General features: G+C 63.8%; 8 protein-coding genes. 3 read left to right on the forward strand and 5 right to left on the reverse strand.

Features of this window, described 5'->3' with window-relative positions; translation table 11 throughout:
* Positions 1–34 precede the first annotated feature (34 nt).
* A complete protein-coding gene (ptsP, locus tag J2Y83_RS23270) occupies positions 35–2,545 on the forward strand; it encodes a phosphoenolpyruvate--protein phosphotransferase (protein ID WP_253398658.1) in 2,511 nt (836 codons plus the stop codon).
* Positions 2,546–2,571: 26 nt separating this feature from the next.
* Positions 2,572–4,278 (forward strand): N-acetylglucosamine-specific PTS transporter subunit IIBC, encoded by a 1,707-nt coding sequence (nagE, locus tag J2Y83_RS23275; RefSeq protein WP_253398660.1) that lies wholly within the window; start codon positions 2,572–2,574, stop codon positions 4,276–4,278.
* Positions 4,279–4,460: 182 nt separating this feature from the next.
* On the opposite strand, the gene J2Y83_RS23280 is transcribed toward nagE, so the two are convergent.
* Complete coding sequence (locus tag J2Y83_RS23280; protein WP_253398662.1) at positions 4,461–4,772, reverse strand: NGG1p interacting factor NIF3; 312 nt, start codon at positions 4,770–4,772, stop codon at positions 4,461–4,463.
* 4 nt (positions 4,773–4,776) lie between these two features.
* Positions 4,777–8,673 (reverse strand): phosphoribosylformylglycinamidine synthase, encoded by a 3,897-nt coding sequence (gene purL, locus J2Y83_RS23285; RefSeq protein WP_253398664.1) that lies wholly within the window; start codon positions 8,671–8,673, stop codon positions 4,777–4,779.
* A 286-nt stretch (positions 8,674–8,959) separates the two neighbouring features.
* Here purL and mltF point away from each other — a divergent pair, with 286 nt between their 5' ends.
* Complete coding sequence (mltF, locus tag J2Y83_RS23290; protein WP_253398671.1) at positions 8,960–10,420, forward strand: membrane-bound lytic murein transglycosylase MltF; 1,461 nt, start codon at positions 8,960–8,962, stop codon at positions 10,418–10,420.
* A gap of 225 nt (positions 10,421–10,645) precedes the next feature.
* On the opposite strand, the gene J2Y83_RS23295 is transcribed toward mltF, so the two are convergent.
* The 3 genes from J2Y83_RS23295 to J2Y83_RS23305 form a co-directional block, all read right to left on the reverse strand.
* On the reverse strand, positions 10,646–10,942 hold the full coding sequence (locus J2Y83_RS23295) for a PTS transporter subunit EIIB (RefSeq protein WP_253398673.1): 297 nt from the start codon (positions 10,940–10,942) through the stop codon (positions 10,646–10,648).
* Between the two features lie 2 nt (positions 10,943–10,944).
* Complete coding sequence (gene ptsP / locus J2Y83_RS23300; RefSeq protein WP_253398675.1) at positions 10,945–13,476, reverse strand: phosphoenolpyruvate--protein phosphotransferase; 2,532 nt, start codon at positions 13,474–13,476, stop codon at positions 10,945–10,947.
* 122 nt (positions 13,477–13,598) lie between these two features.
* A complete protein-coding gene (locus tag J2Y83_RS23305) occupies positions 13,599–14,819 on the reverse strand; it encodes a maltoporin (protein WP_253398677.1) in 1,221 nt (406 codons plus the stop codon).
* Between the last annotated feature and the right edge of the window lie 44 nt (positions 14,820–14,863).

Genomic DNA, 14,863 nt, shown 5'->3' on the forward strand with positions numbered 1-14,863 from the left:
GGCGTACCGCGATTTCCTGATGAGTACCGTGCCCATGTCCAACAACAATAATGAATTGACCCTCTGCGCGCCCTTAAGCGGCCCGGTGCTGGCCCTGGGTAACGTCCCCGACGAGGTGTTCGCCAGCGGCGCCATGGGTGACGGCCTGGCCATCGATCCGCTGAACGATAGCCTGTACGCACCGTGCGACGGCGAGATCATCCATGTCGCGCGCACCGGGCATGCGCTGACGCTTCGCGCGCAGAACGGCGCCGAGCTGTTGATGCATGTGGGCATCGACACCGTGGAGTTGAACGGCGAAGGGTTCGCCCTGCTGGTGAAGAACGGCGCACGGGTGAGCAAGGGCCAGGCGCTGATACAGTTCGATCTGGACCGGATTGCGCGCCAGTGCAAAAGCCTGGTCAGCCTGATCATTCTCACCAACAGCGAGCGCTTCGAACTGACACCGCTGGCGCTCCATTCGGTCAAGCGCGGTGAACCGCTGGCGCGCGTGGCGCTGCGTTCCTGCGTAGCGCCGCAAACAGCTGTGGATAACTCCGTCGCGCAAGTCAGCGCCAGCGTGCGCATCACCCACCGCGGCGGCTTGCATGCGCGTCCGGCAGCATTGATCCGCAAGACCGCCCAGGCGTTCAGCAGCCAGACGCAGTTGCATTTCGCCGGCAAGTCGGCAGCGTGCGACAGCCTGATTGGCCTGATGGGGCTGGGCATCGGCGAAGGCGACGAGGTCCGCGTCACCAGCCGTGGCAAGGATTGTGCGGCGGCGGTGCAGGCACTGGTCGCCGCGCTGTCGGTAGCGATCAGCGACGAACCTCCCGCGCCGGCGGCCGTCGCACCCCGTCGCACGCCGACCGAAGCCGGTGTATTGCAAGGCGTCTGCGCGGCGCCGGGCTTGGTCTGCGGGCCGCTGTTCCGCCTGAGCGGCATTGAGTTACCGGCCGATCCCGGCAATCACTGCGCCGACGAACAACTGCAACGGCTGGATGCGGCCCTTGAACACGTGCGCGGCGAAATCCGCAGCACCCTGGACCTCGCCCGCCAACGCAAAAATGTCGAAGAAGAAGACATCTTTGCCGCCCACCTCGCCTTGCTGGAAGACCCGGCCCTGCTGGACGCCGCCACCCACGCCATCGAACACGGCAGCGCCGCCACCCACGCCTGGCGCGATGCGATCCAGGCGCAATGCGCGGTGTTGCTGGGCCTGGGCAAGCCGCTGTTGGCCGAACGCTCCAACGACCTGCGCGACCTGCAACAACGCGTACTGCGGGCGCTGCTGGGTGAAGCGTGGCACCTCGAGTTGCCCGCCGGGGCGATTGTCAGCGCCCATGAACTGACGCCCTCGGACCTGCTGCAACTGAGCGCGCAACAGGCCGCCGGCATCTGCATGGCCGAGGGCGGCGCCACCTCCCATGTCGCGATCCTGGCCCGGGGTAAAGGTTTGCCGTGCGTGGTGGCGCTGGGCGCCGAAGTGCTCGATGTGCCCCAAGGCCAACGCGTGGTACTCGACGCGGCCAACGGTCGCCTGGAACTGGCACCCAGCGACGCGCGCCACGCCGAAGTCCACCGGATTCGCGACACGCAGAACCTGCGCCGCCAAGCGCAACAGACCCAGGCCCGACTGCCGGCGAACACCCGCGACGGCATGACCATTGAAGTCGCCGCCAATGTCGCCTCCAGCGCCGAGGCCCAAGTGGCGTTTGAAAACGGCGCCGATGGCATCGGCCTGCTGCGCACCGAATTCCTCTTCGTCGACCGCCGCACCGCACCGGATGAACAGGAACAGCGCCAGGCCTATCAAGCCGTGCTGGACGCGATGGGCGACAAGTCGGTGATCATCCGCACCATCGACGTGGGCGGCGACAAACAGCTCGACTACCTGCCGCTGCCGGTCGAGGCCAACCCGGTGCTGGGCCTGCGCGGCATTCGCCTGGCCCAGGTGCGCCCCGAGGTGCTCGACCAGCAACTGCGCGCACTGCTGCAAGTCAGCCCGCTGGCGCGCTGCCGCATCCTGCTGCCGATGGTCAGTGAAGTCGACGAACTGCTGCAGATCCGCCAGCGCCTCGATGAACTGTGCGTCGAGCTGGAACTGACCCAGCGTCCGGAACTGGGGGTGATGATCGAAGTGCCCGCCGCTGCGCTGATGGCCGAACAACTGGCCGAGCATGCGGACTTCTTGTCCATCGGCACCAATGACCTGTCCCAGTACACCCTGGCCATGGACCGCGACCACGCCGGCCTCGCCGCACGGGTCGATGCCCTGCACCCGGCACTGCTGCGGTTGATCGCCCAGACCTGCACGGGCGCGGCCAAACACGGGCGTTGGGTCGGCGTGTGCGGCGCCCTGGCGTCCGACCCGCTGGCGACGCCGGTGTTGGTCGGGCTGGGGGTCAGCGAGCTGTCGGTCAGCCCGCCGCAGATCGGCGAAATCAAGGACCGCGTCCGCCACCTGGACGCGGCGCAATGCCGGCAACTGAGCCTGGGCCTGCTCGACCTGAGCAGCGCCAAGGCGGTACGCCAAGCCTGTCAACACCACTGGCCGCTGAGCTGACAACAACAAGAAAAGGGAGACACGCCATGTATCAACACTTTATCGAAGGCCTGCAACGCCTGGGCCGTGCGCTGATGCTGCCGATCGCGATCCTGCCGATCGCCGGCCTCCTGCTGCGCCTGGGCGACACCGACCTGCTCAACATCGCGGTGATGCACGACGCCGGGCAGGCGATCTTCGCCAACCTCGCGCTGATCTTCGCCATCGGCATCGCCGTGGGCTTTGCCCGCGACAATAACGGCACGGCCGGTTTGGCCGGGGCCATCGGTTATCTGGTGATGATCTCGACGCTCAAGGTGATGGACTCGACCATCAACATGGGCATGCTCGCCGGGATCGCCAGCGGTTTGATGGCGGGCGGGCTGTACAACCGCTTCAAGGACATCAAGCTGCCGGAGTACCTGGCGTTCTTTGGCGGGCGGCGATTCGTGCCGATTGTCACCGGCTTCAGCGCGGTTGGCCTGGGCGTGATCTTTGGCCTGATCTGGCCGCCGATCCAGCACGGCATCAACAGCTTCGGCGTATTGCTGATGGAAAGCGGCAGCCTGGGTGCCTTCGTGTTTGGCGTGTTCAACCGCCTGCTGATCGTCACCGGCCTGCACCATATCCTCAACAACATGGCGTGGTTCGTGTTCGGCAGCTTTACCGACCCGCTGACCGGCGCGGTGGTGACCGGCGACCTGACCCGCTACTTCGCCGGCGACCCGAAAGGCGGCCAGTTCATGACCGGCATGTTCCCGGTGATGCTGTTCGGCCTGCCCGCCGCGTGCCTGGCGATGTACCGCAACGCCCTGCCGGAACGACGCAAAGTGATGGGCGGGATTTTCCTGTCGATGGCGCTGACCTCATTTCTGACCGGCGTGACCGAGCCGATCGAATTCGCCTTCATGTTCCTCGCGCCGTTCCTGTACCTGCTGCATGCGTTGCTGACCGGGCTGTCGATGGCGGTCACTAACCTGCTGGATATCCACCTGGGCTTTACCTTCTCCGGTGGGTTTATCGACATGGTGCTGGGCTGGGGCAAGTCCACCAATGGCTGGCTGGTCCTCCCGGTCGGCTTGGCTTACGCAGTGATCTACTACAGCGTGTTCAACTACTGCATCCGCCGCTTCCAACTGAAGACACCGGGCCGCGAAGATATCCCGGTGGCGCAGGCCGAAGTGATGAGCGATAACCAGCGCGCCACGGCTTACATCCAGGCGTTGGGGGGTGCAGACAACCTGCTCAGCGTGGGGGCCTGCACCACGCGGTTGCGGCTGGACATGGTCGACCGCAACAAAGCAGTGGATGCACAGTTGAGAGCCCTCGGCGCGATGGCCGTGGTTCGGCCGGGTAACGGTGGGAGCTTGCAGGTAGTGGTCGGGCCGATGGCGGACAGCATTGCCGATGAGATCCGGTTGGCGATGCCGTCGTTTGTAGCCAATGCGCCCGTGACGGTTGCGCCTGTGGATAAGTTGGTTGCGGTGAATGTGCGGGAAGCCGAGAAATGGCTGAATGCATTGGGTGGCCGGGAAAATGTGCGCCAGTTGGAAGCGGTGGCGATGACCCGGTTGCGGGTGGAATTGGGGGATAACTCGGTGGTCTCCGAAGACCAGCTCACTGCACTCGGTTGCCAGGGTGTAAGCCAGCTCGATAGCGGTGTTTGGCATTTGCTGATTGGTGACAAGGCCTCGGGCTTGAGTGAAGCGTTGGAGCGCCTGGTCAGCGGCCATGAGATCGGCGTCAAGGTTTAAGAGATGTAGTGGCTGTTCTGGCCGCAATCGCGGGCAAGCCCCCTCCCACATTTGACCGAGTTCCAACGCTGGAATGCGGGTAAATGTGGGAGGGGGCTTGCCCGCGATTGCGGCCTCCCAGACAACAAAAAACCCACTGACCCAACAGGCCCAGCGGGTTTCTTGCTCATGCAATCAACGAATCAAAAATCCGCCAACTGCCATACCTCATACGCCGGTGTCTCATAGGGATGGCTCAGCTTCAACGCAGCCACAACAGCCACAATCAACGCATCCGCCACCACCAGCTCCACCTTCCACTCTTCAACCACTTCAACCTGGCCGACTTGCCCGAGAAACGGCTGGCTGCCGTCCAACGCGCGGAATTGGCCCTGGCCCAGCACCTGCCAGGCGCAGCTGTCGTAGTCGCCGATGCGCCCGCCGCCGGCTGCGAAGACGGCGGCTTTCACCGTCTCCACGTGGCTCGCGGGCACAAAGAAAGCGAGCTTGTACACCGCCTTAGTTCACCCACACGCGAGCGTTGCGGAACATGCGCATCCACGCGCCGTCTTCGTTCCACTCTTCCGGGCGCCACGAGTTCTGCACGGCACGGAATACACGCTCCGGGTGCGGCATCATGATAGTCACGCGACCGTCGCGGCTAGTGAGGCCGGTGATCCCGCGCGGCGAGCCGTTCGGGTTGGCCGGGTAGCTTTCGGTGACCTTGCCGTGGTTGTCGACGAAACGCATGGCCACGCAGCCGGACACGTCGGCTTCGAGCAAGGCTTCTTCGCTGGCGAACTCGGCATGGCCCTCACCGTGGGCGATAGCGATTGGCATACGCGAACCGGCCATGCCGTGCAGGAAGATCGAGTTGGACTCCTGCACCTGCACCATGGCGACACGGGCTTCGAACTGCTCGGAACGGTTACGCACGAAGTGCGGCCAGAACTCGCTGCCCGGGATCAGTTCGTGGAGGTTGGACATCATCTGGCAACCGTTGCACACACCCAGGGTGAAGCTGTCGTTGCGCTCGAAGAAGCCCTGGAACGCGTCGCGGGCACGGCTGTTGAACAGGGCCGACTTGGCCCAGCCTTCACCGGCACCCAGCACGTCGCCGTAGGAGAAACCGCCGCAGGCCACCAGACCTTTGAACTCGTTGAGGTCGACGCGACCGGCGAGGATATCGCTCATGTGCACGTCGATCGCATTGAAGCCGGCACGGTCGAATGCGGCCGCCATTTCCACCTGGCCGTTGACGCCCTGCTCACGCAGTACGGCAACCTGTGGACGAATGCCTTTCTTGATGTACGGCGCGGCGATGTCCTGGTTGACGTCGAAGCTGAGCTTGGTGCTCAGACCCGGGTTGTCTTCTTCCAGGATCACGTCGAATTCCTGCTCGGCGCAGTCGGCGTTATCACGCAGGCGCTGGATCTGGTAGCTGGTCTCGGCCCACTGGCGTTGCAGCAGACGGCGCTGGCCTTCGAACACGGTGTCGCCGTTGAAGACGATGTCGATCTGACCGTTGTTGATCGGCTGGCCGATCACCGCCACGCAATCGCCCAGGCCGGCGGCGCTGAACTGTGCCAATACGTTTGGCGTCGCGTCCTGGCGCACCTGGATCACCGCACCCAGTTCTTCGTTGAACAGGATGCCGTTGAGTTCAGAGGCGTCCTCGGCAACGCTGTCGAGCACCAGGTTCAAGCCGCAGTGACCGGCGAAGGCCATCTCGACCACGCTGGTCAACAGACCACCGTCGGAACGGTCGTGGTAAGCCAGCAGGTGGCCGTCGGCGTTGAGGCCCTGGATCACCGCGAAGAAGGCTTTCAGGTCTTCGGCGTCGTCGACGTCCGGCGCGTGTTTGCCGAGCTTGCCATGGGTTTGCGCGAGGATCGAGGCGCCCATGCGGTTCTGGCCACGGCCCAGGTCGATCAGGATCAGATCGGTGGTGCCCTTGTCCATGCGCAGTTGCGGGGTCAGGGTCTGGCGGATGTCGGTGACCGGCGCGAAACCGGTGACGATCAACGACAGCGGCGAGGTGACACTCTTGTCCACGCCGTCATCGTTCCAACGGGTGGCCATGGACATGGAGTCCTTGCCCACCGGAATGGTGATCCCCAGTTCCGGGCACAGCTCCATGCCGACAGCCTTGACGGTGTCGTACAAGCGCGCGTCTTCGCCGGGGTGACCGGCAGCGGACATCCAGTTGGCCGACAACTTGATGTCGGACAGCTTGCCGATACGGGACGCGGCGATGTTGGTGAGGGTTTCACCAATGGCCATGCGGCCCGACGCCGGAGCGTCCAGCAGGGCCAGCGGCGTGCGCTCGCCCATGGCCATGGCTTCACCGGTGTAGACGTCGAAGCTGGTGGCGGTGACGGCAACGTCGGCCACCGGCACTTGCCACGGGCCGACCATTTGGTCACGGGCAACCAGGCCGGTGATGGTGCGGTCGCCGATGGTGATCAGGAAACTTTTGCTCGCGACCGCCGGGTGGTGCAGCACGCGTTCGATGCTGTCGGCCAATTCCAGTGTGCTTGGGTCGAAGTCATCGCCCAGCTCCGCTTCACGTACCGCCGAACGGTGCATGCGCGGGGCCTTGCCCAGCAGCACTTCGAGCGGCATGTCCACCGGGCTGTTGCCGAAGTGGCTGTCGGTGACGGTCAGATGCGGCTCGGCTGTGGCTTCGCCGACCACGGCAAACGGGCAACGCTCACGTTCGCAGATGGCCTGGAAGCGCGCGAAGTCTGCAGGGCCGACGGCCAGGACGTAGCGCTCCTGGGATTCGTTGCTCCAGATTTCGTGCGGGGCCATGCCCGGCTCGTCGTTTGGAATGTTGCGCAACTCGAAACGGCCGCCACGCTCGCCATCGTTGACCAGTTCCGGGAAGGCGTTGGACAAACCGCCGGCGCCGACGTCGTGGATGAAGCTGATCGGGTTCTTGTCACCCAACTGCCAGCAACGGTCGATGACTTCCTGGCAGCGGCGCTCCATTTCTGGGTTTTCGCGCTGTACGGAAGCGAAGTCCAGGTCTGCCGAACTGGTGCCGGTGGCCATGGAGGAAGCCGCGCCGCCGCCCAGGCCGATCAACATCGCCGGGCCGCCGAGCACGATCAGCTTGGAGCCGACCAGGATCTCGCCTTTCTTGACGTGTTCTTCACGGATGTTGCCCATGCCGCCGGCCAACATGATCGGCTTGTGGTAACCGCGCACTTCGTCGCCATGCGGGGTGGTGATCGACTGCTCGAAGGTACGGAAATAGCCGGTCAGCGCCGGACGGCCGAATTCGTTGTTGAACGCGGCGCCGCCCAGCGGGCCTTCGATCATGATGTCCAGCGCGGTGACGATGCGCTCCGGCTTGCCGTATGGCACTTCCCACGGCTGTACGAAGCCCGGGATCTGCAGGTTGGACACGGTGAAACCGGTCAACCCGGCCTTGGGCTTGGCGCCACGGCCGGTAGCACCTTCGTCGCGAATCTCACCGCCGGAACCGGTGGCTGCGCCCGGGAACGGGGCAATCGCGGTCGGGTGGTTGTGGGTCTCGACTTTCATCAGGATGTGTACCGGTTCCTGCACCGCGCCGTACTGGCGGGTTTCAGGGTCCGGGAAGAAACGACCGGCGACGCTGCCGACGATGACCGAGGCGTTGTCCTTATAAGCCGACAGAACGCCTTCGCTGTGCATCACGTAGGTGTTCTTGATCATGCCGAACAGGCTTTTTTCCTGGCTTTCGCCGTCGATGTCCCAACTGGCGTTGAAGATCTTGTGACGGCAGTGCTCGGAGTTGGCCTGGGCGAACATCATCAGTTCGATGTCGTGCGGATTGCGCTTCAAGCCGTTGAAGGCGTTGACCAGATAATCGATCTCGTCTTCGGCCAGGGCCAGGCCCAGTTCGGTGTTGGCCTTCGCGAGGGCGGCGCGGCCACCGCCGAGCACGTCAACCGCGGTCAGCGGCTTGGCCTCGGCGTGACTGAACAGAGCGCCGGCCTGTTCCAACTGGCTGACGATGATCTGGGTCATGCGGTCGTGCAGGCTGCTGGCGATCAGCTCGGCCTCGGCATCGCTGAACTGGCCCGCGACATAGAAGGCAATACCGCGTTCCAGGCGCTGGATTTTTTCCAGGCCGCAGTTGCGGGCGATATCGCTGGCCTTGCTCGACCAGGGCGAGATGGTGCCGAACCGCGGCAGAACCAGGAACAAGCGGCCGGTCGGCTCTTGAACGGGAACGCTTGGGCCGTACTTCAGAAGGCGTGCCAGCACTTGCTGTTCGTCGGCGGTCAAGACGCCGGTCACGTCGGCGAAGTGAGCAAATTCAGCATACAGGCCTGTAACAGCTGGAACCTTCTGGCTCAGTTGCTCAAGGAGTTTGCTGTGGCGAAAGGCAGAAAGGGCAGGAGCGCCGCGCAGGATCAACATCTTCGGGACAGCCTCGGGAAGGGGTGTGCTTTGAGGCCGTGCATTCTAGCGTAAACCGTCGTCAACGGCACCCGAAACGCTACCGCTGGCCGCTGCCGAACGTCAGTTGGCAGGGTTTGCACGGTATCGGGGCGTTATCCACGGCATTGGGCGCAGTTATTTTAACCGTCATAATCGCTCGCCAGGCCACGTTTCTGCGGGCTGCAGCACAGTTTCAGGGCGGCTAGCAGACAAGTCCCCTGCTGTCGAGATATGGCGCCGTGGGCCGTTTGCGTATACTGCGCAGATGTTCTCCCCAACTGCTTTACGCCCGCGATGCGCCAAATGGCTCATCGCCACCGGACTCTTCCTGATGCTCAGCGCCTGTGTTGATAAACCCAGCACGCTCGAGCGAATCAAGGAGGATGGCGTATTGCGGGTGATTACCCGGAACAGCCCGGCCACGTATTTCCAGGACCGCAACGGTGAAACCGGTTTCGAATACGAACTGGTCAAGCGCTTTGCCGACGACCTGGGGGTGAAACTGGAAATCGAGACCGCCGACAACCTCGACGACCTGTTCGGCCAGCTCGGCAAACCCAACGGCCCGGTGCTCGCCGCCGCCGGTTTGGTCAGCAGCGAGCGACGCAAGCAGCAGGTACGCTTCTCCCACTCGTACCTGGAAGTCACCCCGCAGATCATCTACCGCAACGGCCAGTCGCGCCCCACCAACGCGGCGGACCTGGCGGGCAAGAAGATCATGGTGCTCAAGGGCAGCACCCACGCCGAACAACTGGCGGAGCTTAAAAAGCAGAATCCTGCGATCGAATACGAAGAATCCGACGCCGTTGAGGTGGTCGACCTGCTGCGCATGGTCGACGAGGGCCAGATCGACCTGACCCTGGTGGACTCCAACGAAGTGGCAATGAACCAGGTGTACTTCCCCAACGTGCGCGTGGCGTTCGACCTCGGCAATGCCAGCAACCAGAGTTGGGCCGTGGCCGCCGGTGAAGACAACAGCCTGCTCAACGAGGTCAACAGCTACCTGGACAAGGTCGGCAAGAACGGCACCTTGCAGCGCCTGAAAGATCGCTACTACGGGCACGTCGACGTGCTCGGCTACATGGGCGCCTACACCTTCGCCCAGCACTTGCAGCAACGCCTGCCCAAGTACGAGAGACACTTCAAGGCCTATGCCAAGGAAGAAAAGGTCGACTGGCGCCTGTTGGCCGCCATTGGCTATCAGGAATCACTCTGGCAACCCACGGTCACCTCCAAGACCGGCGTGCGCGGCCTGATGATGCTGACCCAGAACACCGCCCAGGCGATGGGCGTATCCAACCGTCTGGACGCCAAGCAAAGCATCATGGGCGGCGCCAAGTACCTGGCCAAGATCAAGGATGAGTTGGACGACGATATCGCCGAGCCGGACCGCACCTGGTTTGCCCTGGCGGCTTATAACGTGGGCACCGGGCATCTGGACGACGCACGCAAGCTGGCGCAGAAGGACGGCCTGAACCCGAACAAGTGGCTGGACGTGAAAAAGATGCTGCCACGCCTGTCGCAGAAGCAGTGGTACAGCAAGACCCGCTACGGCTATGCCCGGGGCGGCGAGCCGGTGCATTTTGTGGCGAACATCCGGCGCTACTACGACATCCTGACCTGGGTGACCCAGCCACAGCTGGAAGGCAACCAAGTGGTCGAAGGCAACCTGCATGTGCCTGGGGTGAACAAGACCAAGCCGCCGGAAGAGAACCCGCAGCTGTAACACCACCGCCCAATGTGGGAGGGTGCTTGCCCCCGATAGCAGTGTGTCAGTCAGCTTGTCTATAACTGACCCACCGCCATCGGGAGCAAGCCCCCTCCCACATTTGAATCGCTACTGGCCTTGGAGGCCGCTGATCAGATGCACGATCCCACCCGCCAACACCATCACCCCCGGTACCGCAGCTGTAGACCCGATCATCCAGACACCCCTCCCACATTTGAATCGCTACTGGCCTTGGAGGCCGCTGATCAGATGCACGATCCCACCCGCCAACACCATCACTCCCGACACTCCCGCCGCTTTTAACGCCGCCGCATCCACCCGCGCCGCATCCAGCAGTTGCACGCGCACTCGCGTCAGCGCCACGCGTTGTTGCGACTTGAGGTTATCGGCGCCACCGAGGGCATTCAGCACATCGGCGGACAACAGGTTCTCCCCCGCTGGCACAGGCGCCGCGACGGTCTCGGCGATCAAATCCGGGGTCAGGGCTTTCCAGAACGCCCGCTGCAATTTCTCGAACATGCTCAGTGCTCCACGACAGGTGAGGTTTCAACGGTGGCCGCGTGGTACAGGCGCAAGGCCTCGCGTACTTGCGCGGCTTCTTCCAGGCCCAGCACCTGACGGGCGATGATCTGGCAGTCCGCCAGGTCCAGCTCGCGCACGGTGGCCTTGATGGACGGGATCAGCGGCACGCTGACCGACAGTTCGTCCACCCCCAGCCCGATCAACACCGGCACCGCCAACGTTTCAGACGCCAGCGCCCCACACACGCCGACCCACTTGCCGTGGGCATGGGCGGCCTTGACGGTGGTAGCGATCAGGCGCAGCACCGCCGGGTGAAAGCTGTCGGCCTGGCTGGCCAGGCGTGGGTGGTCGCGGTCCATCGCCAGGGTGTATTGGGTCAGGTCGTTGGTGCCGATGGAGAAGAAGTCCACATGGGGCGCGAATACATCCGCCATCAACGCCGCAGACGGCACCTCGATCATGATGCCCAACTTCGGTAGCGCCGTAAGCCCAAGGGCCGATGCTTCCTCTTCAAGAATCTTGCGCGCCAGGTGCAGCTCCGAGAGCAGGCTGATCATCGGCAGCATGATATGCAGCCGCGTCAGTCCGGCACTGGCGAGGATTGCGCGGAACTGTTCGCGCAGCAATTCGGGGCGCTCCAGGCACAGGCGAATACCGCGCAGGCCCAGGAACGGGTTGATCTCGGCGTCCATCGGCACATAAGCCAACGGCTTGTCACCGCCGACGTCCAACGTGCGCACCACCAGGTTGCGCTCCGGGCCCAGCGCGCGGGCGATGGCGCTGTAGGTGCCGGCCTGCTCCTCTGGGCTCGGCGCGCGATGGCGGTCCAGGTAGAGGAACTCCGAACGCAGCAGGCCCACGCCTTCGCCGCCCAGGCTCAGGGATTGCTCGACCTCCTGAAGCGACGCGACGTTGGCCGTGACTTCGACGTGATGACCATCGCGAGTGATGGCCGCCAGGCACGCCTGCGCGACGTCGCGTTGGCGCCGCAGCACTTGCTCCCGGCGAGCGGCCTGCAATTGCTCGATCTCGGCCAGATCCGGGTTCAGGTGCAGTTCGCCCTTGTCGGCATCCAGCAGCACCTGTTGACCGTTGGCCAGCGCCAACACCTGCGGCGGCACCCCGCAAATCGCCGGCAGCCCCAGCGCCCGGGCAAGGATCGCGACGTGGCTGGTCGCACCGCCGCCGACGGTGACAAACCCGAGCACCTTGTGCGTATCGAGGCTGGCGGTTTGCGACGGCGTCAGTTGCTCCGCGATCAGGATCGCGCGCTCAGGCAGTTCCCTGGCGCAATCCTGAATGCCGAGGAGCAGTTTCAGCACGCGCTGGCCGACGTCGGCCAAGTCCGCCGCGCGCTCGGCGAGCAGGGCATTGCCCAGGCCCTGGAACAGTTTGGCGGTGGCGAGCGTGGCGTTGTTCCAGGCAAAGGCGGCGCTTTTGCCGTCGGCCAGCAGGCCGTGCGCATGTTCCAGCAGGGTCGGGTCTTCGAGCAGTTCCTGATGGGCGCGGAAGATCTGCGCCTGGGCACTGCCGACCGCCTTGGCTTGCAGCGCTTGCAAGGCCTCGGTTGCAGCCAGCAGGCCACGCTCCAACGCCGCGCGTTCGAGTGCTGCGCCGCCCCCCGTTTCGGGAATGCTCAGCGTCGGCTCCGCCACCTGGACCACCTGACCAAACGCCGAGCCCGGCGACGCACACACGCCCCGCAGCACGCTCGCGGACGACAGCGGCACACGCGGCTCGACGTCCTCGACCGGAGCCGCGACGGTCTCGCCGCAACCCTCGGCCAACAGCGCCACCAACGCCTTGATCGCCGCGGCGGCATCCTCTCCCGCCGCGCTCACCTGCAAGGTGTCGCCCTGCACGGTTTGCAGCGCCATGATCGCCACCAGCGACTTGGCGTTGGCGCTCTGGGTTTGCTTGTGCAAGTAGATGCTGGCGTTGAACCCCTTCGCCGCCTGGGCAAACACCGCCGCCGGGCGCGCGTGCAAACCGTTGGTATTGGGCAACGTCAGCGGCTTGGAGAACAGTGCATCGCCCTCCTCCTCGTCCACTGTTTCTGCCGCCTCACCTGGAGACAGGCGCAACAGCGGCTGGCCCACCGCGACCAGGCCGCTGGCCGGCGCCAGTAGCGCAAACGGCTCGCCGCTGACCACCAGCATCAAGGTCAGCAGGCTGCGAGCGTTGAGCGCTACGTAGTCGGCATCGAACTCGATCAGCGGCTGCCCGGCCACCACCCGCTGGCCTTCCTCGACCAATCGGCTGAAGCCCTTGCCCGCCAGGTTCACGGTGTCCAGGCCGATATGCAGCAGCACCTGGACGCCGTTGTCGTCGGTAATGCTCACCGCATGGCCACTCTCCTGGATATTGCTGATCACCCCGGTCAATGGCGCGCAGAGGGTCGGCGAGGTGGGATCGATGCACAGGCCATCGCCGATCAGGCGGCTGGAGAACACCGGGTCGGGGACCTTGTCCAGTGCCAGCAGCACACCCGACAAGGGCGCAAGCAATTCCAGGGGTTGAGTTGCGGTCATGACGTCACCTGCTGTTTTGTTCTGTAAAAATCATTGGGTGGATACAAATCCCGAGGTGACAAAGATCAAATGTGGGAGGGGCTTGCCCCCTCCCACATTTAAGCCTGTCTACATCCGAAGATTCACTTCCACCAGTACTCGACTTGCACACCGACGTTCGAGCCATGCCGCGCAGTGCCGTAGGCGCCGGTGTCGGACAACGCCGATCCCGCCGCCAGCTCATTCGCCGCACGCTTGGCCGCTTCGTTCCAGGTCGCATAGGTGTAGTACAGACGCACTTCCGGGCGCGCCCAGAACTCCGGGCCCTTGGGCGACCAGGTCGGGGCGAAGGTGAATTTGCTCAGTTTGCGTGTACCGCCGGTAGCATCGACCTGATCATGGCCAAGCTCGGTGACCAATTTGAACTGTTCACTGATCGCATATGCCGGGCGCACACCGATGGACATCCAGGTCTGGTCCTGGCGGCCGGGGCGAATATCCTTCTGGTACACCGCCTCGATCTGCCCACCGAAACGCGGGGTGAGCTGCCAGTCGAAGAACTCCACGGCGCGGTAGCTTTTGCTGCTGCTATCCAGGGCGGTATTGCCGGTGTAGCCGAGGCCGGTGCCGGGACCTTCACCGTACTGCAGAGCGAACTTGTTCTTGCCGCCGAGGAACGGTGTTTGCACATGTTGCGCGGTCAGCGCCCAACCGCTGTTGGCGTCACGCCCTCCGGCTTTTTCGATGTAGCTCAAGCCCAGTTCCAGCTCGCCGCCGGGGTTGGTCTTGAAGCCGGCCACGTTGAAGTCGTGACGGGTCGCGTATTCCTTCTGGTACAGGTTGTCCTTGCGCGAAAGCGCGTAGCTGTATTTCAGGTCGCCAATCAGCACGTCCTCGATGCCACCGCCGGTGGCGCTCTGGTTCCAGTAGTAGAAGTCGGAGATATGGATGTCGTTACGCTTGTAGTAACGCCGCCCCGCCCACAGCGAGCCGCCGTTGAGGCTGGGCAGGTTGGACCACTGTGCATACATCTGCGGCATGCGCGCCGAGCCGTTGTCTTCGCCCTGGAATTTAAGGGCGCGGTCGTATTTGTTGTAGAGGGAGGCCATGGCGTCGACGCTGAGCACGGAGCCGTCGTCGAGGGTCAGCAGGTCCTGGCGCAGCTCCAGTTCGCCGTACTGTTCGCATTCGTTGCCCAAACGGTATTTGGTTTGCGCGCCCGGCAGTTGGAAACACTGCTGCTTGCCACTGCCGGTTGAAGTCCCCGCGCCGCTGCGCAAGTAACCGGAAAACTCCAGGGCCTGAGCGCCGAACGGCAAGCTCAGACACGACGCCACGAGGCCCAGCTTTATTGTTTTTTTCATGCAGTACTCCGATATTTTTATTATGTTTTTTGAAGCGCCCAGTG

Source organism: Pseudomonas marginalis, assembly GCF_024169655.1.
In the GTDB taxonomy this organism is placed as follows: Bacteria; Pseudomonadota; Gammaproteobacteria; order Pseudomonadales; family Pseudomonadaceae; genus Aquipseudomonas; species Aquipseudomonas paraveronii.

What these genes read in the sequence shown, in the direction of transcription:
- J2Y83_RS23295 (WP_253398673.1), bottom strand. Translation starts at nt 10,942, where the DNA reads ATGTTCGAGAAATTGCAGCGGGCGTTCTGGAAAGCCCTGACCCCGGAT.
- ptsP (WP_253398658.1), top strand. Translation starts at nt 35, where the DNA reads ATGTCCAACAACAATAATGAATTGACCCTCTGCGCGCCCTTAAGCGGC.
- mltF (WP_253398671.1), top strand. Translation starts at nt 8,960, where the DNA reads ATGTTCTCCCCAACTGCTTTACGCCCGCGATGCGCCAAATGGCTCATC.
- J2Y83_RS23305 (WP_253398677.1), bottom strand. Translation starts at nt 14,819, where the DNA reads ATGAAAAAAACAATAAAGCTGGGCCTCGTGGCGTCGTGTCTGAGCTTG.
- ptsP (WP_253398675.1), bottom strand. Translation starts at nt 13,476, where the DNA reads ATGACCGCAACTCAACCCCTGGAATTGCTTGCGCCCTTGTCGGGTGTG.
- purL (WP_253398664.1), bottom strand. Translation starts at nt 8,673, where the DNA reads ATGTTGATCCTGCGCGGCGCTCCTGCCCTTTCTGCCTTTCGCCACAGC.
- nagE (WP_253398660.1), top strand. Translation starts at nt 2,572, where the DNA reads ATGTATCAACACTTTATCGAAGGCCTGCAACGCCTGGGCCGTGCGCTG.